Origin of the sequence: Arthrobacter sp. SO3, assembly GCF_020532825.1 — a bacterium.
In the GTDB taxonomy this organism is placed as follows: Bacteria; Actinomycetota; Actinomycetes; order Actinomycetales; family Micrococcaceae; genus Arthrobacter.
Genome location: NZ_MQTS01000114.1, coordinates 24390 through 49081, shown reverse-complemented (window position 1 = coordinate 49081; position 24692 = coordinate 24390). Strand labels below are relative to the sequence as shown.

Genomic DNA, 24692 nt, shown 5'->3' with positions numbered 1-24692 from the left:
ACTACTTCTTGATGGTGATTCCATTCGCGTTGCAACTCCCGATAATTCGGAGGTGTTGCAACGATCGCTTGAACCCGCCAGGAGCCTTCGCGGCCATTCGCCACAAATGGTCGCTATGAGGAGCCATTTAGCGGCCACTTGTGGCAAATCGTCGCTAGGAGGAGCCATTTAGCGGCCGTCTGTGGCAAATGGGTGGCGGCCCACACCCTGCACGGCGCACGGCGCCCCGGGACCGGTGCTACGGCATCTCCACGTGTACTTCATCTCCATGTGTACTTCCGGCAAGTTGCCGCGACGGGGCACCCTGAACGGCCCCGCGCAGACCGGCGGCAGGCCGCCAGGGCTCCGGCGAGAGCCTAGTCTTCCGTCGCCGTACCCGTCGTCATCGCCTCCTCGGGCGCGGACTGCCAGGACATGCTTGGGCCAATCGCGTCGATGGCCTGGGAGAGCGGAATGCCGGAGCCGTCGCGGCGGCCGTGTTCCCCGGGCAGAGATCGGGCCACACCGGCGAGGGAGGATGCCTTCGCGGGGCCGTGACCGGCCCACGCGAGCAGCAGGGTGTCCTCGCCCTTGAGGAACCGGTGAGCCCGGACCCCCGCCGTGGCGCGGCCCTTGGCCGGGTATTCGGACAGGGCGGTGACTTTGGCGGCCCCCGGAGCGGTGCCCGGGAGCGCCCCTTCCGTGCCGGCGATGGTCACCACAACGGCGTCGGAGTCGGACCGGCTGGCGGCGCCGAAGAACATCACCTGGTCCCCGGCGGCCAGCTTGATGCCGGCCATGCCGCCGGCGGTCCGGCCCTGCGGGCGGACGGCGGAGGCGGGGAAGCGCAGGAGCTGGGACTGCAGCGTCACGAAGACGAGGTCGACGTCGTCGGAACCCGCGGGGGCCACCCCGACCACGGTGTCCTTGTCCTTGAGCGCGATGACTTCCCAGTCCTCGCGGTTCAGCGGGTAGTCGGGCTGGACGCGTTTGACCACGCCTTGGGCCGTGCCGATCGCCAGCACGTCATCCAGCGGCGCGAAGGCAACCAGCGATTCTCCCTTGAGCAGCGTAATGAAGTCCTTGGCCGGCACTCCGCCGGCCATGTTCGGCGTGCCCGACGTCGGCGGCAGCACGGGCATGTCCATCACCTGGAGCCGGAGCATGCGGCCCTGCGACGTGACGGCGGCAATCTCGCCGCGGGCTGACGTCTTCACCACCGAAGTGAACACGTCGTGCCGGGTCCGCGGGCCGGCTTCGGCGAGGCTGTCCTGGTTGGTGGTGCGTGCGATCTGGCCGGAGGCGGTCAGGATGGCCCAGCAGGGGTCATCCGCGATCTCCAGGGCCAGCGGGGCGGCCTTGCCCTTGGTTCCCGGCGCGGCGGCCAGCGCGGCGGCGACTGTGGGGGAGACGGCCTCGGACTCCAGCAGCACCGTGCGGCGCGGGGTGCCGTACTTCTCGGCGATCTCGGCCAGCTCGGTGGACACCAGGCCGCGGAGCCGCTCGCTGGAGCCGAGGATGGCCTCGAGCTCGGCAATCTCGCGGCGCAGTTCGTCCTGTTCCTTCTCGAGTTCGATCCGGGAGTACTTGGTCAGCTGCCGGAGGCGGAGTTCCAGGATGTAATTGGCCTGGATCTCGGTGAGGTCGTAGATGGACATCAGCCGGGTCCGGGCCGCGGCGACCTCGTCCGAGGAGCGGATGATCTGGATGACCTCGTCGATGTCCACGATCGCGATCAGGAGGCCTTCGACCAGGTGCAGGCGGTCTTTCTTCTTGCCGAGCCGGAAGGCGGTGCGCCGGCGCACCACGTTGATGCGGTGCTCGACATAGACGGTGAGCAGCTGGAGCAGCCCGAGGGTTTGCGGCTGCCCGTCGACGAGCGTGACGTTGTTGATGCCGAAGGAATCCTCCATCGGCGAGTAGCGGTACAGCTGCTGGAGTACCGCGTTGGGGTTGAAGCCGTTCTTCAGCTCGATCACGAGGCGCAGGCCGTGCTTGCGGTCCGTGAGGTCCACGATGTCGCTGATGCCGGCCAGCTTCTTGCCGTTGACGGCGTCCTTGATCTTTTCGATCACCTTTTCCGGCCCCACCATGTACGGCAGTTCCGTGACCACCAGTCCGGTGCGGCGGGCCGAGAGCTGCTCAATCTCCACCTTGGCCCGGGTCTTGAACGAACCCCGGCCGGTGGCGTAGGCGTCGCGGATGCCGTCCAGGCCCACGATCCGGCCGCCGGTGGGCAGGTCCGGGCCGGGGACGAACCTCATGATGTCCTCGAGCGTGGCGTCCGGGTGCTCGATCAGGTGCCTCGCCGCGGCGATCACTTCCACCAGGTTGTGCGGGGCCATGTTCGTGGCCATGCCGACGGCGATGCCGGTGGCGCCGTTGACCAACAGGTTCGGGAACGCCGCGGGCAGTACGTCCGGCTGGGTCAGCTGGTTGTCGTAGTTGGGGACGAAGTCGACGACGTCCTCGTCGAGGTGGTCCGTCAGGGTCAGGGCCGCGGCGGCCAGGCGTGCCTCCGTGTACCGCGGGGCGGCGGGGCCGTCGTCGAGCGAGCCGAAGTTGCCGTGGCCGTCGATGAGCGGCAGCCGCAGCGAAAAGTCCTGCGCCATGCGCACCATCGCGTCGTAGATCGCGGTGTCGCCGTGCGGGTGCAGCTTGCCCATGACCTCGCCCACCACGCGGGCACTCTTGACGTGGCCGCGGTCCGGGCGGAGGCCCATTTCGCTCATCATGTACAGGATGCGCCGCTGCACCGGTTTCAGGCCGTCCCGGGCATCCGGAAGTGCCCGCGAGTAGATCACCGAATAGGCGTACTCGAGGAACGATCCTTCCATCTCCGAGGTGACGTCGATGTCGACGATGTTTTCGACGAAGTCCTGGCTGGATTCCCCTGCCGGGGACGGGCTTTGGCGGCGTGCCATGAGGCTGGTGGGTCCTTCTGAGCGGTGCAGAACGAAAGCTGCGTAGGTTTATGACTAGGCTAAGCCTATGGTGGATCAGCCCTCGGGCGGCGTATATCCGGAATATTGGGAAGCCGATGTTGTCCTGCGTGACGGCGGGACGGCTCATCTGCGCCCGATCCATCCCTCCGACGCGGACGCGGTCCAGTCCTTCCACGTGGGGCAGTCGCAGAAGTCCATCTACATGCGGTTCTTCGCGTTCAAGTCCAAACTCTCCGCCAAGGAGCTCAAGCGTTTCACCGAGGTGGACTACAAGGACCGGGTGGCCCTCGTGATCACCATCGGCGGGGAGATCATGGGCATCGGCCGCTACGACCGGCTCGATGCTCCCGAGGAAGCGGAAGTCGCGTTCAACATCTCCGACGCGCACCAGGGCCGGGGCATCGGGTCCATCCTGCTCGAACACCTCGCCGCCGCCGCCCGCGAAAACGGCATCCGGAAGTTCAGCGCCGAGGTCCTGCCGGAAAACCGCAAGATGCTGATGGTCTTCTCCGACGCCGGCTACGACGTCAAACGGCACTTCGACGACGGCGTGGTCAGCCTCGAATTCAACATCGACCCCACGGACAAGTCCCGCGCCGTGATGGAGTCCCGGGAACACCGCGCCGAGGCGCGCAGCATCCAGGAACTTCTTGCCCCGTCCTCCGTGGCCGTGATCGGGGCCAGCCGCAAATGGGGCACCGTGGGCTACCAGCTGCTGGAACACATCATCGAGGGCGGCTTCACCGGCCCGGTCTACGCGATCAACCCGGAGGCCTTCGAGCTCGCCGGCATGCTGTCCTTCGCCCGGCTCTCCGAGGTGCCCGGGCCGGTCAAACTCGCCATCATCGCCGTCCCGTACGCCGAGGTCCCCAAAGTGGTGGAGGAATGCGGCGCTGCCGGGGTCAAGGGAATCGTAGTCGCCACCGCCGGGTACGCGGACGACGGCGAACGCGGCCTGGCCCGGCAGCGCGAACTCGTCCGGCAGGCCCGCGCCAACGGCATGCGCGTGATCGGCCCCGCCTCACTGGGGATCATGAACACCAACCCTGCTGTGTCCCTCAACGCCTCCATGGCGCCCTCGCTGGGCCGCCGCGGCGGCCTGGGCCTGTTCAGCCAGTCGGCCGCGATCGGTGTCTCCCTCTACGCGGCCTCCAGCCGGCGCCGCGTCGGGATCTCCACCTTCCTCTCGGCCGGCAACCGCGCCGACGTCTCCGGCAACGACATGATGCAGTTCTGGGAGGACGACGCCGACACCACCGCCGTCGGGCTTTACCTGGAATCGATCGGCAACCCGCGCAAGTTCTCCCGCCTGGCCCGGCGCCTGGCCCGGACCAAGCCGGTCATCGTGGCGAAGTCCGACGCGATGGGCCTGCCTCCCGGCCACGCCGTGCGCACCACCCAGGCCCCGCCGGAGGCCGTCGATGCGATGATGCGCCAGGCTGGCGTGATCCGCGTCGAGACCATCGAGCAGCTCATGGACGTTGCCCAGATTGTTTCCAGCCAACCCCTGCCGAAGGGTCCGGGGATCGCCGTGTTCAGCAACTCCCGGGCCCTCGGCAAGGTCGTCGCGGACAGCGCGGCCGTGCAGGGACTCGGTGTGGACCGGATCGTCACCGACGTCGACCTCGACGCCGGGATGTCCCTGGCGCTGCCGGCGCTGCGGCACCGTCTGCAGGAAGTCCTCACCGCGGACTCCGTGCACGCCGTGGTGGTCGCGCTGCTGCCGGCCCACGGACTCACGGTGGAAAGAATCGCCGGGGTCCTGGCCGAGTGTTCGGTCGCGGCCGGCAAGCCCGTGGTGGCGGCGTTCAGCGGACTCCTGGACTTTTCGATCTATGTGGAAGGAATGGTGGGCGACGAGGCAGGGGCCACGGTCGTTCCCTGCTACTCCAACCCCGGCGCGGCAGTGGCCGCGCTCGGTGCCGTGGTCCGCTACGCCCAGTGGCTGAACCGCGACCAGGGTTTCTTTGTCGAACCCGAGGGCTGCGACCCGGACGGCACCCACGAGGAGCTGGAACGCCTGCTGGACAAGGTCGGCGGTGAACAGCTGGTCCGGCTGGACCCGGACACGGCCGCGGGTCTGCTGGCCCGCTACGGCATCAGGGTGGTCCCGTCCGTAGGCTTTGAAACCGCCGAACAGGCCGTCGCCGCCGCGGACCGGCTGGGCTGGCCCGTGGCGCTGAAGACCACCGATCCGGCGCTGCGGCACCGCCTGGACCTCGGCGGGGTGCGCCTGGACGTCCAGGATGCGGAGTCGCTGCGGCGGAATGTGCTGGAAATGCGCAAGTCCCTGGAACGCTACGGCTCCCCGTCGCTGGAAGTGCAGTCGATGGCACCGGTGGGCCAGGCCTGCACGTTCCGCGCCATCGAGGACCCACTGCTGGGCCCGGTGATTTCCTTCGGCCTGGCCGGCGACGCGGTCAACCTGCTGGACGACTGGGCCCACCGGGTGCCACCGCTCTCCGGTTCGGACCTGCATGACTTCATCCGGGCACCCCGCGCCTCACGGAAACTCTTCGGCTACCAGGGCCTGCCGGCCGTGGACGCCAGGGCCCTGGAGGACCTTGCCGCCCGGCTGACCAGGCTCAAGGACAACCACCCGGAAATCGCCCTCGTCGACTTCAACCCCGTGCTCGCCGGGCCGGAGGGGGCATCCATCCTCGCAGCCGATGTCCGGATCGCCAACGCCGCGCAGCGCACCGACAGTGCCCGGCGCGCCATGCGCAGCTGAGGGCCGGGGGAACGGCGGGGCAGCGGCGGCCGCACCGCGCGGCCGGCAAGTTAGCATGTCCCCAGCCGATCTGTGAAAATGGAGACCATGAGCTTTAAGTCTCCGACACCCAAGCCCCAGGCGACCGTCTCCGGACACCCGGGCGCGCACCACCACGGCCTGCATGACCACAGTGCGCAGGGTCAAAGCCTGGAAGGGGCCCTCCAGCAGGCAGGTTTCTACCCCCGCCTGGTGGCCGACGTCGTCGCCGACGCCCTCGACGGGCGCGACTGCGTGGCCCACCTGGTGCACCTTGAGACGCACTTCGACCGCGCCGAGGTCCGCCGCCACATCACCGTGCTGGTCCTCACCGAGGACATGCTCGTCATCACCCACGTGGATGACCAGCAGCTTGACGAAGCAGGGGAGCAGACCGTCGCGCAGGTCTCCACCGAATCCGTCCCGGTCACGCAAATCCGCTCCGTAGTCCTTAGCTACGTGTACGCGCAGCCCCAGGAGTACAAATCCTCCGATCCGGTCCGCGAACTGACCCTGTCCATCGCCTGGTCCGGCGGCCAGCGCCTTGACATGGGGCCGGCCAGCTGCGGCGACCCGCAGTGCGAGGCAGACCACGGGTACAGCGGGACGATCGCGCAGGAGGACATCGTGATCCGGATCAGCGCCGAAGCCGACGGACTGCAGGCCGTCCAGGACGCCAAGCTGTTCGCCCGTGCCCTTCGCGCCGTGAACACCGGATCCTCCGCGCCGGTGCCGCACACCGGCCCCGGGCTTCCGCCGCGCCCGCGGATGGGTGTCTTCGGAACCCGCGCCAGCCGCGGCCACCAGCGCTGAGATGACGTCTGTCCGCGTGCCCGAAGCCATGTCCTCCGCCCCGGCCCTCCCGCAGAATCTGCCGGCGGCCCCGGCTTTCGGAGACCGCTCCATCGCCGAGGTGCTGACAAGTGCCGCGGCCAGCCTGGGGGTTCCGGGCTTTGAGAACCGGCTGAACCTGCCTGCGGCCAAGCGCGTCTGCGTTGTCCTTGCCGACGGACTGGGCCGGAACCTGCTGAAGCAGAAGTCGGCGCACACCCCGTTCCTGCGCGCCGTGATGCAGTCCGGCCAGGGGCGGGTGCCGGTCTCGCTGGACTCCGCTTTCCCCTCCACCACGGCAGCGTCGCTGGCAAGTTTCGGCACGGGACTCCCGGCCGGGCAGCACGGCATGGTGGGCTACGACGTACTGGACCCCGGCCAGGACCGGGTGGTCAACATGCTCGGCGGCTGGGACGCCGGTGTGGATCCGCAGCAGTGGCAGCCGTTCCCCACCGTGTTCGAGCGGGCCGCGGAGCACGTCGACGTCTGCACGGTCAGCCTCCCGCAGTTCAGCGACTCCGCGATGACCCGGGCCGCGCTCCGCGGCGGCCGCTACGTCACGGCGACGACCTCCCACGCCCGGACCGCCGCCGCCGCCGAGGCGATGGCCGGTGCGGGACGCTCACTGATGTACTTCTACGTCAACGAACTGGACAAGGCCGGCCACCGGCACGGCTGCCAGTCTCCGCAGTGGGAGCACCAGCTCGAGGAACTTGACGCCACCGTCAAACGGCTCAGCGCCACCCTGCCGGCGGGCACCACCATCCTGCTCACCGCGGACCACGGCATGCTCGATGTGCCGGAATCCCAGCGGATCGACTACTCGGCCGACCCGGACCTCGTTGCCGGTGTCCGCCACACAGCGGGCGAACCGCGAATGGTCCACCTCTACCTGGACGAATCAGAGGGTGATGCCGGCCGCGCCCGGCTAATTGCTGCCTGGCGAGCGCGCTTTGGTGACCGGATCTGGGCGTTCACCAGGGAGGAAGCCACCGCCGCGGGGTTCTTCGGTGCGGTCCGGACCGAGGTCGGGCCGCGGATTGGCGACGTGATGATCGCCGCCCGTGACGCCGTGGCTTTCTACGACACCCGGCGTGCCCGGCCCACAGCCCTTGAAGTGGTGGGCCAGCACGGTTCGCTGACGAAAGCCGAACGTGAAGTCCCGCTGCTGTGTTTCCAGGCCGACGGAAAAAGGGCCCCCCGCGCCTGACTGCGCGTGAAGGACCCTGAACCGTGTGGAACGTCGGTCAGTCCCCGCGGGCTCCGAAAACGATGTCATCCCAGCTGGGAATGCTGGAACGCTTCGGCTTCGCCGGCTGGCGCTCCGGCTGCTCCGCGTCACGCTCTTCCGGTGCCGCGGCAGAGGATTCACGCTGCTGGCGCCGGGAGGTTCCGCCGCCCAGGAGTTCGTCCAGCCCCGGGCTGGACGTCGGCCCCTGCTGGGCGGCCGGCCGCAGCTTCGACGCCACGATGGTAATTTCCCGTGTGTCGGTGCTGACACCGTCGTGCAGTTTCAGGGCGTCGTCCGCCTCGTCCTGATGACGCGGCGCCAGGGTGAGGCGGGACATGATCGAAGGCCTGCCGTCGCGGCGGCGTTCCCAGGGATCCGTGGCCGGCCGGGGGTCGGTGCCCGCCGCGGGAGCCTCCGCGGGCACCGTTTCGGACGCACCGGACCCGGGCTCAGCGGTTTCCGGTTCAGCCGGCACATCGGTGGGCCGCGGGTGGGCCGCGGGAACGCCGTTGGTCAGGAGCACCGCGAGGGCGTCGTCGGCGTCCTCGTCCACGCCGAGGCGTTGCCCGCGGCGGGAGCGCAGCATGTCGAGCAGCCCGTCGGATTCCTGTTCCTGCTTCAGCTGGAGCTGCTGGACAACCTGGAGCTGGGCGGTCGCGGTGCGCGCGGCGGCATCGGCGTCGGTCTCAAAATCAAAGGGCCGGTCGGAGACGGCGGTGAGCCGTCGGGCCGGAACGGGACCGTCGAGGGGCTCGAGTTCGCTGAGCTGCTGCGCCCAGCGGTTGGCGTTCTGCAGGGACTTGCGCGACGGGCTGAACGTCCACATGGCCGGCGGTTCCTCGCCGATACCGGCAGGGCCGCCGGGCGCCGCTTCGAAGCGCGCCACCACGTTCCAGCTTCCGTCCGGACGCCTCCACGAGTCCCACTCGACGGTGGAGGCTTCAATGCCGTGTGCGCTGAGCCGGTGGGCCACCATCTCGCCGAGCGACGCCGGCTGGTCACCGAAGACCGAACGGTAGACGTCGTGTCCGGGGGCCGGGGCGGCCACTTCCACCTTGCGGGCCTGCTGGGCGACGTGCTCGCGCTCGGCGAGCACCGGACCCTCATAGCGCTGGACTTTCGCGAGCGGAATGCCGGAGAGCTCCGCCACCTCTGCCGCTGTCGAGCCGCTGCGGATCCGCGCCTGGATATCACGCGGAGACATCGCAATAGGCGCACCCGCTCCGGACGCGGCTTTGGCCGGCGTCCGGCTGGCTGCCGCCCGAAGCGCTTCATCGATTGGCAGCTGGAACATCTCGCCGCCGGCGCCGCTCAACAGGAGATGCTCCCCGTCGTCGTGGACGCCTACAAGCCGTAGATCCTGCATACAAATCCTCCACCCTGGCATTACTAACAATCGAAACTCTGCCACCGATGCGCGCCAATTCCCGTGAGGACGGAGGGCGCGCCGTCATTTTCCGCGAATTTCCGCCGCTTTTCGGCCCACCGGCGGGCGGACCGCCGCCGGCGTCCCGGATGCCCCGGCCGGAACGGGCAGTCAGGGACCGCAGGACTCTGGCGCTCACCGGGCGCTTAAGCAAGGATGACCCGACATCGGGCACAAAAACCGCGTGTCCGGCGTTGACATCGGAGAACCTCTCCCGGGGGCCAGGGCTACAGCCTGGCGGGCCATCCGGGCCGGGCGATCCAACCGAACGAATGCGGAATGCGAGCAACACATCATGGCGACAGATTACGATGCGCCGCGCAAGACTGAAGAGGACCTCAGCGAGGACTCAATTGAGGCGCTGAAAGCGCGGCGTACGGAAAAGCCTTCCGCGGTGGTCGATGAAGACGAATCGGATCTCGCGGAAGGCTACGAACTTCCGGGCGCGGACTTGTCCGGGGAGGAACTGCTGGTCCGGGTCCTGCCGGCCCAGGCCGACGAATTCACCTGTGCCTCCTGCTTCCTCGTCCGGCACCGTTCGCAGATTGCCCGCGAAAAGGACGGCCTTAAGTACTGCAAGGACTGTGAGGGCTAGGAATTAAGCGCGGCGAGCAGTTCGTCCGGGCGGCGGGTGGACGCGAGCCAGTACGGCGTGCGGTCGGAGGGGTCGATGATCTCGATGCGGACCACCGGATCGATCCATCCGCGGATGCACATGAAGGCCAGGCCGTTGAGGCGGGTGCCGCGTTCCGCCGTCGCTTCCTTGCCCCGGAAGGCCGAAACGGCGCCCACGAAACGGCGTTCGATACTGGCGCGGCCGACGCGCAGCGTGGAACCGGTGACCGTGATGGCCGGGGTCGAGACGACCAGCAGCACGGTGATGATCGCGAACAGGATCACCGCAGCGGTGATCCCGGCGGTGATGCTGATGGGCGCGAACACCAGGATCCCGGCGCCCGACAGTCCCGCCGACACCAGCCAGATCCAGAAGTTCGGCCAGAGCTTCTCGTGGTACCTGACGGTAGCGTCGCTGGGGGTGCTGTTGGGGGCAGGCACGGCTGCACTGGATTCGGGCATAAGCCCAGCTTTCCACTTTTCCCGGGCTATTTCACCTTGGCGGCCGGGGCGGGCGCCCGCGTCCGCGCCAGCCGGCCGCGGCTAGGCCGATCTTCTCCGCGGGCGTTAGAGTGAGGGACTGTGACTGAAGAAACGACCGCAGTGGACGCCGCCCGAGCGGCAGCCCCGGAAACACCGCCAGCAGCAGCCTCCGTGCCGGAGTATGGCACCCCCACACTGACGGTGCAGCTGAAGATGCTCGACGACGGCCTGGAGCCGCCGTCTTACGCGCACCCGGGCGACGCCGGCGCCGATCTGCGTGCCCGCGAGGACGTGGTGCTGGAACCGGGGGAGCGCCGGCTGGTCCCCACCGGTGTTTCGATCGCCCTCCCCGACGGTTTCGTGGCCCTGATCCACCCGCGGTCCGGGCTTGCGACCAAGCACGGTCTGACCGTGGTGAACGCCCCCGGCACCGTCGACGCAGGCTACCGCGGCGAAATTGCGGTGACGCTGCTCAATACAGACCGCGAGCAGGCGATTGAACTCAAGCGCGGCGATAGAATTGCACAAATGGTTATTCAGCGTGTGGAGTATGCAAGGTTCCTGCCGGTCCAGGAACTCGGCGGCTCCGTCCGCGGCGGCGGCGGCTTTGGATCCACCGGCGGTTTCGGCGTGCCGGTCTGACCGGCGGCGGGCAGGACCCGCAGTATTTACGCAGGGACTTATGAACAGGACCTTTTTGCAGGACGCATCAGCCGACAGCCCTTGCAGCATGAGAGCGCAACAGGCGGCGGGCACCACGCGGACGCGGGGCGACGCGGCGGCACGGAATCACAACTAAGGAGACAACCCCATGGTTTTTGGGCGTGGCAGGAAAGCCAAGCAGGAACAGCTGACGGAGCCAGGGGAAACCCGGGAGGCAGCAGCCGACGCTGCCGCCGGTGACTCCGCCGGGACGTCCTCCGCAGCCCCCGTCCGTGGTGCTACGGGTCCCTTCGACGTTTCGGAAATCACCGACCAGGACGGCTATGTGGACCTCGGTGCGCTCCTGATCGCCCCGGCGGAGGGACTGCAGCTCCGGCTCGAGGTCGAGGAGGCGACGCAGCGCGTCGTGGCCGTCACCATGGACCTTAACGGCTCAAGCCTCCAGCTCCAGGCCTTCGCGGCTCCCCGCTCCGAAGGCTTGTGGGACGAAATCCGCGAGCAGATCGGCCAGTCGGTCGGCAGCCAGGGCGGCCAGGTTGAGGAAATCCAGGGCGGTTTCGGCGCCGAGCTGCTCGCCAAGCTCCCGGCCAGTGGGGCCGACGCAAGCCAGGGCTACCGCGTGGCCCGCTTCATCGGCGTCGACGGTCCGCGCTGGTTCCTCCGGGGCGTGTTCGGCGGTGAGGCCGCTGTGGACCGCGACGCGGCCGCCGGGCTTGAGGGGCTCTTCCGGCAGATCGTGGTGGTCCGCGGTGAGAGCCCGATGCCGCCGCGGGACCTGCTGCAGCTCCGCCTTCCGAAGGACAATGCCGCGCCCGCCCCGCAGTCCGCCCCGGACCTCGGGCAACCCGAACGTGGACCGGAGATTACCCAGATTGGCTGATGCCCCCCGCCTGGATCCGTCCGCCTCTGTCTCCGTGCGGGGGTTGCCGGTCCGCGGCCGCGTCCTGTGCCACGGCTACATCGAGGCGGTCACCTACGCGCCGGCGAGCCAGGTCGCAGCCTTCACCGCGATCGTTGTGGACCATAATGCGCCCCCGGTCAGGACCCGCGGTGCCCGTGCAGTCCCGGCAGTAACCGGCACGGCAGCCGCCGCGCCCGCGGGCGCCCGGCGGCAGCGGCCCGGGATCCCCACGGACCGGCTCCGGGTGGTCTGGCTGGGACGGCGCCGGATCCCCGGGATCGACGCCGGCACGGAACTCCGGCTGCAGGGCATGGTCACCGTGCGCGACGGCCTGCCGACCATGTTCAACCCCCGCTACGAAATACTTTCCCGCCAGGAGGAGCAATGACCCTGCCCGAGAAACCCCAGCCCCCCGCCGGGGAAAACTCCGCCCGGGAAAGCTCGGCCGGGGAAAATTCGGCCGGGGCAGGATGGGCCGGGGAGGGACCTGCCGCCCGGCCAGCCGCCCCCGCGCAGCCCACGGTGGCGCAACTCGCCGAAGGCTACGCCGCCAAAGCCGGACTGCACCGTACCAGCAACGGCAACATCGACGTACTCAAAAGCGCCGGCGGGATCCAGGGCATTGCCGAAAGCATCCTCCCCGGACTGGTCTTCCTGATCGCTTTCACGGTCACCCGCGGGCTTCCCCTGGCCCTGGTGGCCTCCCTCGCCGTCGCCGCGGCCTTCACCGTGGTGCGGCTGGTCCAGCGCAAGCCGCTGACCCAGGCACTGGCGGGGATCGCCGGCGTCGGGCTCTCCGCGTGGCTTGCCAACAGCACCGGCAAGGCCGAAGACTTTTACGTTCCCGGGTTCTTCACCAACATTGCCTACATCGTGGCGATGGCGATCTCGATCGCCGTCCGCTGGCCCTTTGCCGGGCTGATTTTCGGGTTCATCCGGAACGAAGGCCTGGACTGGCGGAAGAACCCGGCCCGGGTGAAGGCCTACCGGATCGGCACCTGGGTGATCATCTCGGTGCTGGCCCTGCGGCTGCTGGTCCAGGTTCCGCTGTACTTCATGGGCGAACCCGGCTTCGCGGCCCTCGCCACGACGCGGCTCCTGATGGGTGCGCCGCTGTACATCCTGGGCATCTGGGTCGCCTGGCTGCTGACCCGGCCCGCCCCGGCCGCCACCGGAAGTTGAGCCGCAGGGCCCGGTTGCTCTGGCCGCAGGGCCCGGTTGCGCTATCAGTTAACGTCGTTCCCAGCCCGCATAACAACGTTTAGTGACAGCGCAACCGGGTCAGCCGTCGAAGCCGTCGCCCTCGGCCGGCTGGCCGGCGTGGCCGTGCAGGTCCGAGGTGACAGGGTGCTGGCCGGTGTCATGCTCGTCATCACCCTGCGACTCCGGCGAGAGCAGGGCGCGCAGCTGGTCCTCGGCCGCGATGGTGGTCACGAAGAACAGCTCATCCCCGCCGTCGATCACGTCATCACGGCTCGGCGTGATTGGTGCCTGGTCCCGGAGGATCGCCACCAGGGTGGAGTCCTCGGGCCAGTCGATGTTGCCCACCGTCAGGCCAACCACGTGCGAATCGTGGGGGACGGTGAACTCGACCAGCGATGACACGCCGGTCTGCAGTGTCAGCAGGCGGACGAGGTCGCCGATCTCGACCGCCTCCTCGACGAGGGCGGTCATCAGCTGCGGGGTGTTCACCGCGACGTCGACGCCCCAGGAATCGTCGAACATCCAGTCGTTCTTGGGGTTGTTGACCCGGCCGACCGTCCGTCCGACGCCGAACTCGGTCTTCGCCAGCAGCGAGACCACCAGGTTGACCTTGTCGTCACCGGTGGCGGAGACCACGACGTCGGCGTCCTCCAGTTTGGCGTCCTGCAGGGTGCTCAGTTCGCAGGCGTCGCCGACCAGCCAGTGGGCGCCGCGCAGCCCGCTGCGGCCGATCACCTCGGGCTTCAGGTCGATCAGCAGGATTTCGTGTTTGTGGGCCAGCAGTTCGCGCGCGATCGAGGAACCGACGCTTCCCGCCCCGACAATAACGACTTTCACTTAGGACTCCTTGGCGGGGGACTTGGCAAGAACGTGGGCGACTTCGCTGCTGCGGTCCACGCCCAGCATGGCGTGCACGGTGTCGCCGTCCTGGTACAGGGTGCCGGCCACGGGCAGCATACCCTCGCCGAACCGTGTCAGGTAGGCGACGCGGACGCCGGCGGCCTTCTCGATCGAGGTGACCGGGTGGCCGATCCATTCCGGGTTCAGATCCACTTCGGCGAGCACGAGCCGGCCGGAGGGGTCCCGGAAGTCGCCGGCCAGGTGCTGTTCGGGCAGGATCCGCCGGAGCACCTGGTCCGCACTCCAGCGCACGGCGGCGACCGTGGGGATGCCCAGGCGCTGGTAGATCTCCGCGCGGCCCGGGTCGTAGATCCTGGCGACCACGTGGGGAACATGGAACGTTTCGCGGGCCACCCGGGTGGCCAGGATGTTGGAATTATCACCGCTGGAGACGGCGGCGAAGGCATAGGCGTCCGCGACGCCGGCCTGCTTAAGGGTCTCCCGGTCAAAGCCGACGCCGGTGACCTTGCGGCCGGTGAAGCCGGTGCGGAGCCGCCGGAAGGCGCGGTCGTCCTGGTCGATGATCGCCACCGAATGGCCGGCGTCCTCGAGCGTGTGCGCCAGGGTGGCCCCCACACGGCCGCAACCCATGATCACGAAGTGCGCCACACGTGCCTCCTCAAGCTTTGGTGTCTGCTGCTGGGTAAAACTCTACCGGCCCCGGCTGCCCGCGCGGCCAGCCCCGGGACCGGCACGGAAACCGGCGCAGCAACCGGCCTAGAAACCGGCAGACAAACCTTTGCAGCGACGGGCTTCCCGGCCCGCCGGGCGGCCTGCGGGGCGGCGCCTGAACGGCGGGGATCGGCGCCGTCATGACATCGCGTCCGAATCGGACTAGCTTTGTCTGGTGCCGACAATATTCAATGCCGTGAAGCGGGTGCTGGTGGGCAGGCCGTTCCGGAACGACAGCCTGGCTCACACCCTGCTTCCCAAGCGGATCGCCCTGCCCGTTTTCGCCTCCGACGCACTGTCCTCCGTGGCGTACGCGCCGGATGAAATCCTCCTGACGCTGGCCCTGGCCGGCGTCAGTGCCGTGGCGTTCTCGCCCTGGGTGGGCCTGGCCGTGATGGTGGTGCTGCTGACCGTGGTCGCGTCCTACCGCCAGAACGTCCACGCCTACCCCTCCGGCGGCGGAGACTACGAGATCGCGAACGAGAACCTCGGCAAATATGCCGGGCTCACCGTCGCCTCCGCGCTGCTGGTCGACTACGTGCTGACGGTGGCGGTGTCGATGTCCTCGGCCGCCGCTTACCTGACGACCGCCGTCCCCTCGCTGCATGATCAGCGGGCCCTCATCGCGACGATCGGCGTTGTGGTCCTGGCCATCGTGAACCTGCGCGGCATCAAGGAAGCCGGCAGCGTCTTCGCGGTCCCCACCTACATCTTTATGGCGTCCATCCTCGGCATGACCGCGATCGGCGTCTTCCAGGCCTCCACCGGCCAGCTGGGCCAGGCGCCGTCGGCGGCCTTCACGATTGTTCCCGCGGCGGGCTTCGACGAGGGGCTGACCGGGCTCGCCGGCGCGTTCCTGCTGCTCCGTGCCTTTTCCTCGGGCGCCGCAGCCCTGACCGGTGTCGAGGCGATCAGCAACGGGGTCCCGAACTTCAAGAAGCCCAAGAGCAAGAATGCGGCCACCACGCTGCTGCTGCTGGGCGTGATCGCGGCCTCCATGCTCGCAGGCATCATCTACCTGGCCAACGCCACCAAAGTGCACATCGTGCTGGACCCGGCCAAGGAGTTCCTGCTGGACGGCAAGCCGCTTCCCGAGGGGTACATCCAGAATCCGGCGATCAGCCAGATCGCCCAGACCATCTTCGGCGAAGGCTCCCTGCCGTTCTACATCGTGGTCGCCGCGACTGGCGTGATCCTGGTCTTTGCCTCCAACACCGCGTTCAACGGCTTCCCGGTCCTCGGCTCGATCCTCGCCCAGGACGGTTACCTGCCCCGGCAGCTGCGCACCCGCGGGGACCGGCTGGCTTTCAGCAACGGTGTCCTGGCGCTGGCCGCCGGCGCCCTCGTGCTGATCATCGCGTTCGATGCCGACGTCACCAAGCTCATCCAGCTCTACATCGTGGGCGTCTTCATCTCCTTCACCATGAGCCAGCTCGGCATGATCCGGCACTGGGGTCGGGAGCTGAAGCTCGCCAAGGACCCCGCCGTCAAGCTGCGCATGCTCAAATCACGGATCATCAACACGATCGGGTTCGGCATGACCGGGCTGGTCCTGGTGATCGTCCTGATCACCAAGTTCGAGCAGGGCGCCTGGATCGCGCTGCTGGCCATGTTCATCCTGTTCCTGATCATGTGGAGCATCCGGGCGCACTACGACAATGTGGCCAAGGAACTCGCCGTGGACGAGGACAGCTCGCCCCGGGCGCTGCCCACCCGCGTGCACGCGGTGCTGCTCGTCTCGCACGTCCGCAAGCCGGTGCTCCGGGCGCTGGCCTACGCCCGCGCGTCACGTCCGTCCCGGCTGGACGCCATCACCGTGGACATCAGCAGCGAAGAGACCGAACAGACGGTCGCGGACTGGGAGAAGCTGGAAATCCCGGTGCCGTTGACGGTGCTGGCCAGCCCGTTCCGCGAAACGGTGACGCCGATCATGGAGTACATCACGAACATGCGGCGCGATTCGCCCCGCGACCTGATCGTCGTCTACATCCCGGAGTACGTCGTGGGCAAGTGGTGGGAGCAACTGGTCCACAACCAGACCGCGCTGCGCATCAAGACCCGGCTGCACTTCGAGCCGGGCGTCATGGTGGCCAGTGTGCCGTGGCAGCTGAAATCATCCGAAGAAGCCAAGAGACTGCAGGACATCCAATGAGCCCCGATACCCAGACGCAACCCCACACCGAGCTGACCGTCGACGTCGGGCCGGTCGCCCATGGCGGGCACTGCGTGGCCCGCCATGAGGGGCGTGTGGTGTTCGTCCGCCACGGCATCCCCGGCGAGAAAGTCCGGATCCGGCTCACGGAGTCCGGCCCGGAGGCCAAGTTCTGGCGCGGCGACGTCGTGGACGTCCTGGAGCCTTCCCCGGACCGGGTGGAGCACTTCTGGGACCTGGCCGATTCCGCTCGTTCCTGGTCGCACCGCCACCCGCCCGTGGGAGGCGCCGAACTCGGGCACATCTCGCTCGGACGCCAACGCAGCCTCAAGGCCGAGGTGCTGGCCGAACAGCTGCGCCGCCTGGCCGGCGTCGACCTCCCGGCCTCGGGGGAGCAGTTCACCGTGGAAGCCGTGGGGGATTCCGGCACGACGGCGGGCCTCGCCTGGCGTACCCGTGCCGGTTTTGCCGTGACGCCCGCCGGAAAGCTCGGCATGCACGCCCACCGCTCCGACACGGTCCTCCCGGTCCGGGAGATGCCCCTGGCCGTCGACGCCATCAACGCCCTCCGGCTCTGGGACATCGACCTGCAGGGCATCGAACGCATTGAGGTCGCCGCCCCAGCCAACGGCTCCCGGCCGCTCGTGCTCCTGGTCCCGGCCGAGGGAACCCGGGCCAAGCGGCTCAGTGCGGTCCTCGCGCAACTGCCCGAGGACGTCTCGGTGGCCAGCTTCGATCCGCTCAAGGGCGAAGTGCTGCGGCTGCGCGGACGCACCTACGTCCAGGAGACCGCCGCCGGCCATGATTTCCGGGTCACCGGCGACGGTTTCTGGCAGATCCACCGGGACGGCCCGGACACCCTCGTCGGCGCCGTGACCGGGTTCCTGCGGGAGGGCGGCTTCCTGGAACCGGGCGCCGCGGTGGCGGACCTGTATGCCGGGGCGGGCCTGTTCACCGCGCCGCTCGCCGATGCCGTGGGTGTTACCGGGTCCGTGCTGTCCGTGGAAGGATCGCCCGGCACCAGCCGGGACGCGCGCAAGAACCTGCATGACGCACCCCAGGTCGAGATCGTCCAGGGCCGGGTGGAACGGGTCCTGCGCGAGTCAGCGCGCACGTTCGATGCCATCCTGCTGGACCCGCCCCGGGCGGGCGCCGGCAAGGCGGTCGTGAACCAACTGGTCGGGGCGGGCCCCCGGGCCGTGGCCTATGTGTCCTGCGATCCGGCGTCCTTTGCCCGCGACGTGGGCTACTTCCAGCTGTCCGGCTGGGAACTGTCGGGTCTTCGCGCCTTCGACCTGTACCCGCATACCCACCACATGGAGACTGTGGCGCTACTGACTCCCCGGGGCTGAGGCCACTAGGATGGGCGTAGTGGTCCGACGTCGCGCGCCGTAATCACGGCTGACCTCCTGCACCTAGGTACCTAACCTTGTGTGAACAAGGCCAAGCACTAGTTAGGGCAACCTAACTAGCAAGGGGTCTGCGGCGCGACAAAGATGAAACTGTTGCGAGAGGAGTCCTGCGATGAGCATTGTGGACAGCTTCGGTTCAAAAGGCAAACTTAATGTAGCCGGTACCGAATACGAAATTTTCCGGTTGAACTCCGTTGAAGGTGCAGAAAACCTTCCGTTCAGCCTCAAGGTATTGCTTGAAAACCTGTTGAGGACCGAGGACGGCGCCAACATTACGGCCGATCACGTCCGAGCACTGGCCGGCTGGGACCCCAGCGCCGAGCCCGACACTGAAATCCAGTTCACGCCGTCGCGCGTGATCATGCAGGACTTCACTGGCGTGCCCTGCGTTGTGGACCTTGCCACCATGCGTGAAGCAGTCAAGGAACTGGGCGGGGACCCCAAGCGGGTCAACCCGCTGGCACCCGCCGAAATGGTGATCGACCACTCCGTGCAGATCGACGCCTTCGGCAACTCCGGCGCACTGGAGCGCAACATGGAGATCGAGTACCAGCGCAACGGCGAGCGGTACCAGTTCCTGCGGTGGGGCCAGACAGCGTTCGACGACTTCAAGGTCGTCCCGCCGGGAACCGGCATCGTGCACCAGGTCAACATCGAGTACCTGGCCCGCACCGTCATGACCCGCGAAATTGACGGCGTTGTCCGGGCCTACCCGGACACCTGCGTCGGCACCGACTCGCACACCACCATGGTGAACGGCCTGGGTGTGCTGGGCTGGGGCGTCGGCGGCATCGAAGCCGAGGCAGCCATGCTTGGCCAGCCCGTCTCCATGCTGATCCCGCGCGTCGTGGGCTTCAAGCTGACCGGGTCCATCCCGGCCGGCGCGACCGCCACCGACGTCGTCCTGACCATCACCGAGCAGCTGCGCAAGCACGGTGTGGTCGGCAAGTTCGTCGAGTTCTACGGCGAAGGCGTCGCGGCTGTGCCGCTGGCCAACCGCGCCACCATCGGCAACATGAGCCCGGAGTTCGGCTCCACGGCCGCCATGTTCCCGATCGACGACGTGACCCTCGACTACCTGCGCCTCACCGGCCGCTCGGACGAGAATGTTGCCCTCGTGGAGTCCTACGCGAAGGAACAGGGCCTCTGGCACGATCCTTCCAAGGAGATCAAGTTCTCCGAGTACCTCGAGCTGGACCTGTCGACGGTTGTCCCGTCGATCTCCGGCCCGAAGCGCCCGCAGGACCGCATCATCCTCACCGAGTCCAAGGACCAGTTCCGCCAGGACCTGCGCAACTACGTGAAGGAAGAGCTGGCCGACGGCAGCCTGGACGAGGCGATTGACGAAAGCTTCCCCGCTTCGGATTCGCCGTCGTTCACCGCTTCCGGCACGCACCTGACCGACGAGGCCCCGCACGCGCACGGCCCGACGTCCGACGGCCGCCCGTCCACCAAGGTCAGCGTCAAGACCGCAGACGGCCGCGAGTTCGAACTGGACCACGGCGCGGTGTCGATCGCTTCGATCACCTCCTGCACCAACACGTCCAACCCGTCCGTGATGCTGGCCGCCGCACTGCTGGCCCGCAACGCCGTCGACAAGGGCCTGACCTCGAAGCCGTGGGTCAAGACCTCCGTGGCTCCCGGTTCCAAGGTTGTCACCGACTACTACAACAAGTCGGGCCTGACCCCGTACCTGGAGAAGCTCGGCTTCTACATCGTCGGTTACGGCTGTGCGACCTGCATCGGCAACTCCGGCCCGCTCGACGCCGAAATTTCCGAGGCCATCCAGGCCAATGACCTGTCGGTTACCGCCGTGCTTTCCGGTAACCGCAACTTCGAAGGCCGGATCAACCCGGACGTGAAGATGAACTACCTGGCCTCCCCGCCGCTGGTCATCGCTTACGCCCTGGCCGGCACCATGGACTTCGATTTCGAGGCCGATGCCCTGGGCCAGGACGAGGCCGGCAACGACGTCTTCCTGAAGGACATCTGGCCGAACCCGGTCGAGGTCCAGCAGGTCATCGATTCCTCGATCGACAAGGACATGTTCGCCCGCGGCTACGAGGGCGTCTTCGAAGGCGACGACCGCTGGAAGGCACTCTCCACCCCGGCCGGCGACACCTTCGCCTGGGATCCGAAGTCCACCTACGTCCGGAAGCCCCCGTACTTCGATGGAATGAAGGCAACGCCTGAGCCCGTTGAGGACATCACCGGCGCGCGCGTGCTGTTGAAGCTTGGCGATTCCGTCACCACGGACCACATCTCACCGGCAGGTTCCTTCAAGTCGGACACCCCGGCCGGGCAGTACCTGCTGGCCAACGGTGTGGAGCGCAAGGACTTCAACTCCTACGGCTCACGCCGTGGCAACCACGAGGTCATGATCCGCGGAACGTTCGCGAACATCCGGATCAAGAACCAGATCCTGGACGGCGTCGAGGGTGGCTTCACCCGCGACTTCACCCAAGCCGACGGCCCGCAGGCCTACGTCTACGACGCCGCGCAGAACTACCAGGCCGCCGGCATCCCGCTGGTCGTCCTGGCCGGCAAGGAGTACGGTTCCGGCTCATCCCGTGACTGGGCTGCCAAGGGCACCGCACTCCTGGGTGTCAAGGCCGTCGTGGCCGAAAGCTACGAGCGTATCCACCGCTCCAACCTGATCGGCATGGGCGTCCTGCCCCTGCAGTACCCGGCCGGCCAGAACGCTGCCAGCCTCGGGCTGACCGGTACGGAGACCTTCGCGGTTGAGGGCGTCACCGCCCTGAACGAGGGCACCACGCCGAAGACGCTCAAGGTCACCGCAACGGCCGAAGACGGCACCGTCACGTCCTTCGATGCGGTCCTGCGCATCGATACCCCGGGCGAGGCCGACTACTACCGCAACGGCGGCATCCTGCAGTACGTGCTGCGCCAGATCTCCGCCAGCTAGCGGAGGACTCCTCCCGCGGGGAGGAACAATTGCCAGACGCGAAAGCCCCGGCCGGTCCCATACCGGCCGGGGCTTTCGCGTTCCGCCCGTGTTCCGGCAGGTCTGTGTTCCGTCTGGTCCGTGTTCCGGACCCGTTAGGTACGCGTCCCGGCACCGGGGCTACTCCGGAGGCGTTAGAGTTAAAAGGCATGTCTACCACCCGAAGGAGGGGCCGTTGGGAATCTTGGAGACCATCCGGAATCCGCAGGACCTGAGCAAGTTGTCAGAGGCGCAGCTGGATCAGCTGGCAGCCGAGGTCAGGGAATTCCTGATCGGCAACGTCTCCCAGACGGGCGGGCACCTGGGCCCGAACCTCGGCGTCGTCGAACTCACCATCGCGGTCCACCGGATCTTCGATTCCCCCCGGGACAGCATCGTCTTCGACACCGGGCACCAGTCCTACGTGCATAAACTCCTCACTGGGCGCCAGGATTTCAGCACCCTCCGCCAGCAGGGCGGAATGTCCGGCTACCCGGACCGCGCCGAGTCCGAGCACGACATCGTCGAAAGCTCCCACGCCTCTTCCTCGCTGTCCTGGGCCGACGGGATCTCCCGCGCCCGCCAGCTCACCGGGGACGGCGACCGCTACGTCATCGCCGTTGTCGGTGACGGCGCGCTGACCGGGGGCATGGCCTGGGAAGCGATCAACAACATTGCCGCAGACAAGAAGCGCCGCGTCGTGATCGTGGTCAACGACAACGGCCGCTCCTACGCCCCGACGGTCGGCGGTTTCGCGGACTACCTTGCCTCGCTGCGCCCCACGATCGATTCGCTCCGTGCCGCCCCGGCCTACGAGGGCACGCTGGACCTGTGGAAACGCCGCCTGCAAAACGGCGGCCCCGCGGGCCAATTCACCTACCGCAGCCTGCACGCCATGAAAAAGGGCATCAAGGACTGGTGGGCGCCGCAGGGCATGTTCGAGGATCTCGGCATGAAGTACATCGGGCCCGTGGACGGCCATGATCTCCAGGCCATGGAAAACGCCCTCTCCACTGCCAAGAACTATGCCGGCCCCGTGATCGTGCACGCCATGACCGAAAAAGGCCACGGCTACGCGCCCGCCCGCGCGCACGAAGCGGACCAGTTCCACGCGGTCGGCATCATCGACCCCGAGACCGGCGAGCCCACCGAGGCCGGCGGCGCGAAGTCCTGGACCGCCGTCTTCGCCGATGAGATCGCCGACATCGCAGACGAGCGGAAGGACATCGTGGGCATCACCGGCGCGATGCTGATCCCCGTCGGGCTGCACAAGTTCGCCGCGCGCCACCCGGAACGGGTGTTCGACGTCGGCATCGCCGAACAGCACGCCCTCACCTCCGCCGCCGGCATGGCCTTCGGGGGACTGCACCCCGTCGTGGCGGTCTACGCGACCTTCCTCAACCGCGCCTTCGACCAGCTCCTGATGGACGTCGCCCTGCACAAGGCCGGGGTCACCGTCGTCCTGGACCGCGCCGGCGTCACCGGACCCGACGGCGCCAGCCACCACGGCATGTGGGACATGGCCATGGTCCAGATCGTTCCCGGGCTGCACCTCGCCGCGCCCCGCGACGCCACCCGGCTCCGCGAGGAACTGCGCGAAGCAGTCGCCATCGAGGACGCCCCCAGTGTGATCCGCTACTCCAAGGGCACTGTGGGGGCCGAGGTCGAGGCCATCGAGCGGCTCAGCGACGGTGTTGACGTGCTGGCACGCCGCCCCGCCGGCTCCAGCGAAAACGATGTGCTGATCGTCAGCGTCGGGTCGATGTCCGAACTCGCGCTGGACGTCTCGAACCGGCTCGGCGCGCAGGGCATCAGCTCAACGGTCGTGGACCCCCGCTGGCTCCTGCCGGTCCGGAAATCCATCATCGCCCTCGCCTCCCACCACCGCCTCGTCATCTGCATCGAGGACGGGGTCCGCGCCGGCGGCGTCGGGTCCCGGATCCGCCAGGAAATGCGGGCCGCCGGGGTGGACACCGCCCTCAACGAGGTCGGCCTCCCGGTGGAATTCCTGGACCACGGAACCCGCAAGCAGGTGCTGGAACGGGTCGGCCTGACCGCGCAGCAGATCACGCACGACGTCGTGGCGCAGGTCCTAGGGACCAAGGTGCCGTTCGCACGGCCCCTCCCCGGCCAGGAACATCCCAGCACCGGCAGCCTGCCCATCCTGTGAGGATCCCTGTGAGGACTCCCAAGGACCTGGCACCGGGCGACCTCGTGGTCTCCCGGAACCGAAAATGGAACGGCAAGGCCCACTGGGTGGTGCCCGGAACCTACCTCGGCGAGGACGCCCACGGCTGGTGGATCTTCCAGGGCACCAACGAGTTCTGCTCCCGCCCGGGCGCGGCGTTCTACGCCGCATCCGACGCCGTGCTGCTGGTCCCGCGCTCCGGCGAGTACGTGGCGACGTTCTACGACGAGGCCCATCCCGACAGGGTCCAGGTCTACGTGGATCTGGCGACGGAGCACGGCTGGACGACGATCCGGCCGGGCGTCACCGAGTTCCACCTGATCGACATGGACCTGGACGTGATCCGGACCGCGGACCGCGGAGTGTACGTGGACGACGAGGACGAGTTCGCCGCGCACCGGATCGAAATGGACTACCCCGCAGACGTGGTGGACCGGATCAGCGCCGCATCGGACCAGCTTTACCAGGCCGTCAAGGCACAACAGCCACCTTTCGACGGCTCAGACCGCGAATGGTTCAGGAGAGGACGGGCATGAGCGGAATAATCCGGGTTTACAAACGCAACGAAGAAGGGGTCCTCGAGTTCAGGGAGGCCTGGTTCGACGAGGATTACAGCCAGTTCGTGATGAACCACGGCGTCGTAGGGCACCAGAGCAAGACCGACGAGACCGACGTCGCCGACGCCGCTGCCGCTGAGGGCCTGATGGACGCCTTCGCGGTGCAGTGCGCCGAAGACGGCTTCGCCGAAATCCCCGAGGACGAGCAGTCCTGGGTGGTGGCCCAGTACGCCCTGAAGACCAAAGACGGCACGGACCGGGACCGCTACCTCGAGGAAAAGGCCAAGGACGCCCTCATCAGCCACCTCGCCTGGCGCGGACTCGGTGTTGTGGACCGCTCGGAATTCTCCGACTCCAAGCTCAACATCTTCATCCTCACCCCGGACGTCAACAAGGCCGTCAATGCCATCAAGGTCTGCATCCGCGGCGAGGATCTCGACTTCACCAAACTGAGCATCGGCGCCGCGGCCTTCGGTGAGACGTCCTTTAAGCTCAAGTACTCACCGAAGCCGGCCAACAGCTTCACTCTTTAGCTCCAACGGTTCCACCGGCACGTTTCACATCAGTTTTGGGGGACATCGACTGGAAGGGTTTCCACATGGCTGCACAATCCGTTGAACCAGGCCGTACCCCGCTGCCCCGGGGGATTGCTGCCCCGGCCCGCCGGTCCCTCGCCCACGCGGGGGTTGAGACCCTTGAGCAGGTGGTGGCGCTGGGGCGGCTGGCCCTGGGGCGGATGCATGGCATCTGCCCGCGGACCCTGGCGCAGCTTGAGGATGCCCTGGACGAACGAGGGCTCGAGCTGCCCGCAGGATAGCCCGCCCGGCAAGCCGTTATAGGC

The 24692-nt window shown here is 67.9% G+C and carries 20 protein-coding genes; 15 read left to right on the top strand and 5 right to left on the bottom strand.

Going from position 1 to position 24692, the window contains the following annotated elements; genetic code table 11:
• Positions 1-356: 356 nt before the first annotated feature.
• Positions 357-2903: a DNA topoisomerase (ATP-hydrolyzing) subunit A gene (locus BJQ90_RS11825; RefSeq protein ID WP_226760443.1), complete on the bottom strand. Its 2547-nt coding sequence runs from the start codon at positions 2901-2903 to the stop codon at positions 357-359.
• Positions 2904-2970: 67 nt separating this feature from the next.
• Between BJQ90_RS11825 and BJQ90_RS11820 the strand changes: the two genes are divergently transcribed.
• From BJQ90_RS11820 to BJQ90_RS11810, 3 genes are all read left to right on the top strand, one after another.
• Positions 2971-5655 carry a GNAT family N-acetyltransferase gene (locus BJQ90_RS11820; RefSeq protein ID WP_226760442.1) on the top strand — a complete coding sequence of 895 codons (2685 nt, stop codon included), beginning with the start codon at positions 2971-2973 and terminating at the stop codon, positions 5653-5655.
• Between the two features lie 87 nt (positions 5656-5742).
• Positions 5743-6486 carry a DUF5998 family protein gene (locus tag BJQ90_RS11815; RefSeq protein ID WP_226760441.1) on the top strand — a complete coding sequence of 248 codons (744 nt, stop codon included), beginning with the start codon at positions 5743-5745 and terminating at the stop codon, positions 6484-6486.
• Between the two features lies 1 nt (position 6487).
• Complete coding sequence (locus BJQ90_RS11810) at positions 6488-7714, top strand: alkaline phosphatase family protein (protein ID WP_226760440.1); 1227 nt, start codon at positions 6488-6490, stop codon at positions 7712-7714.
• Between the two features lie 37 nt (positions 7715-7751).
• Here the strand turns inward: BJQ90_RS11810 and sepH are convergent, their stop codons facing one another.
• Positions 7752-9101 (bottom strand): septation protein SepH, encoded by a 1350-nt coding sequence (sepH, locus tag BJQ90_RS11805; RefSeq protein WP_226760439.1) that lies wholly within the window; start codon positions 9099-9101, stop codon positions 7752-7754.
• 355 nt (positions 9102-9456) lie between these two features.
• Here sepH and BJQ90_RS11800 point away from each other — a divergent pair, with 355 nt between their 5' ends.
• Positions 9457-9756: a DUF4193 domain-containing protein gene (locus BJQ90_RS11800; protein ID WP_018772415.1), complete on the top strand. Its 300-nt coding sequence runs from the start codon at positions 9457-9459 to the stop codon at positions 9754-9756.
• Here the strand turns inward: BJQ90_RS11800 and BJQ90_RS11795 are convergent.
• The gene (locus tag BJQ90_RS11795) at positions 9753-10238 is read right to left on the bottom strand and encodes a DUF3093 domain-containing protein (RefSeq protein WP_226760438.1); all 486 of its coding nucleotides are present in this window, start codon (positions 10236-10238) and stop codon (positions 9753-9755) included. The two genes, BJQ90_RS11800 and BJQ90_RS11795, sit on opposite strands and share 4 nt — an antisense overlap.
• Positions 10239-10358: 120 nt before the next feature.
• On the opposite strand from BJQ90_RS11795, the gene dut reads away from it, so the two are divergent.
• From dut to BJQ90_RS11775, 4 genes are all read left to right on the top strand, one after another.
• Positions 10359-10901: a dUTP diphosphatase gene (gene dut, locus BJQ90_RS11790; protein WP_413463674.1), complete on the top strand. Its 543-nt coding sequence runs from the start codon at positions 10359-10361 to the stop codon at positions 10899-10901.
• A 169-nt stretch (positions 10902-11070) separates the two neighbouring features.
• Positions 11071-11802: a DUF3710 domain-containing protein gene (locus tag BJQ90_RS11785; RefSeq protein WP_226760437.1), complete on the top strand. Its 732-nt coding sequence runs from the start codon at positions 11071-11073 to the stop codon at positions 11800-11802.
• Positions 11795-12211, top strand: a complete 417-nt coding sequence (locus tag BJQ90_RS11780) for a hypothetical protein (RefSeq protein ID WP_226760436.1) — start codon at positions 11795-11797, stop codon at positions 12209-12211. The genes BJQ90_RS11785 and BJQ90_RS11780 overlap by 8 nt, the downstream gene beginning before the upstream one ends.
• Positions 12208-13005, top strand: a complete 798-nt coding sequence (locus tag BJQ90_RS11775; RefSeq protein ID WP_226760435.1) for a DUF3159 domain-containing protein — start codon at positions 12208-12210, stop codon at positions 13003-13005. The genes BJQ90_RS11780 and BJQ90_RS11775 overlap by 4 nt, the downstream gene beginning before the upstream one ends.
• Positions 13006-13104: 99 nt before the next feature.
• Here the strand turns inward: BJQ90_RS11775 and BJQ90_RS11770 are convergent, their stop codons facing one another.
• Complete coding sequence (locus BJQ90_RS11770) at positions 13105-13863, bottom strand: potassium channel family protein (RefSeq protein WP_226760434.1); 759 nt, start codon at positions 13861-13863, stop codon at positions 13105-13107.
• The gene (locus tag BJQ90_RS11765) at positions 13864-14535 is read right to left on the bottom strand and encodes a potassium channel family protein (RefSeq protein ID WP_226760433.1); all 672 of its coding nucleotides are present in this window, start codon (positions 14533-14535) and stop codon (positions 13864-13866) included.
• A 238-nt stretch (positions 14536-14773) separates the two neighbouring features.
• Between BJQ90_RS11765 and BJQ90_RS11760 the strand changes: the two genes are divergently transcribed.
• The 7 genes from BJQ90_RS11760 to BJQ90_RS11730 all read left to right on the top strand — a co-directional run bounded on the left by BJQ90_RS11760 (position 14774) and on the right by BJQ90_RS11730 (position 24668).
• On the top strand, positions 14774-16750 hold the full coding sequence (locus tag BJQ90_RS11760) for an APC family permease (RefSeq protein ID WP_226760432.1): 1977 nt from the start codon (positions 14774-14776) through the stop codon (positions 16748-16750).
• Entirely contained in the window at positions 16747-18102 is a 1356-nt protein-coding gene (locus BJQ90_RS11755) for a class I SAM-dependent RNA methyltransferase (RefSeq protein WP_226760431.1), read from the top strand. Before BJQ90_RS11760 ends, BJQ90_RS11755 begins: the two co-directional genes overlap by 4 nt.
• Positions 18103-18274: 172 nt before the next feature.
• On the top strand, positions 18275-21088 hold the full coding sequence (locus tag BJQ90_RS11750; protein WP_226760430.1) for an aconitate hydratase: 2814 nt from the start codon (positions 18275-18277) through the stop codon (positions 21086-21088).
• Between the two features lie 214 nt (positions 21089-21302).
• A complete protein-coding gene (dxs, locus tag BJQ90_RS11745) occupies positions 21303-23276 on the top strand; it encodes a 1-deoxy-D-xylulose-5-phosphate synthase (RefSeq protein WP_226760429.1) in 1974 nt (657 codons plus the stop codon).
• Between the two features lie 8 nt (positions 23277-23284).
• Entirely contained in the window at positions 23285-23830 is a 546-nt protein-coding gene (locus BJQ90_RS11740) for a DUF402 domain-containing protein (RefSeq protein WP_226760428.1), read from the top strand.
• Positions 23827-24384 carry a hypothetical protein gene (locus tag BJQ90_RS11735; RefSeq protein WP_226760427.1) on the top strand — a complete coding sequence of 186 codons (558 nt, stop codon included), beginning with the start codon at positions 23827-23829 and terminating at the stop codon, positions 24382-24384. Before BJQ90_RS11740 ends, BJQ90_RS11735 begins: the two co-directional genes overlap by 4 nt.
• 65 nt (positions 24385-24449) lie before the next feature.
• The gene (locus BJQ90_RS11730) at positions 24450-24668 is read left to right on the top strand and encodes a hypothetical protein (RefSeq protein ID WP_226760426.1); all 219 of its coding nucleotides are present in this window, start codon (positions 24450-24452) and stop codon (positions 24666-24668) included.
• Positions 24669-24692 lie beyond the last annotated feature (24 nt).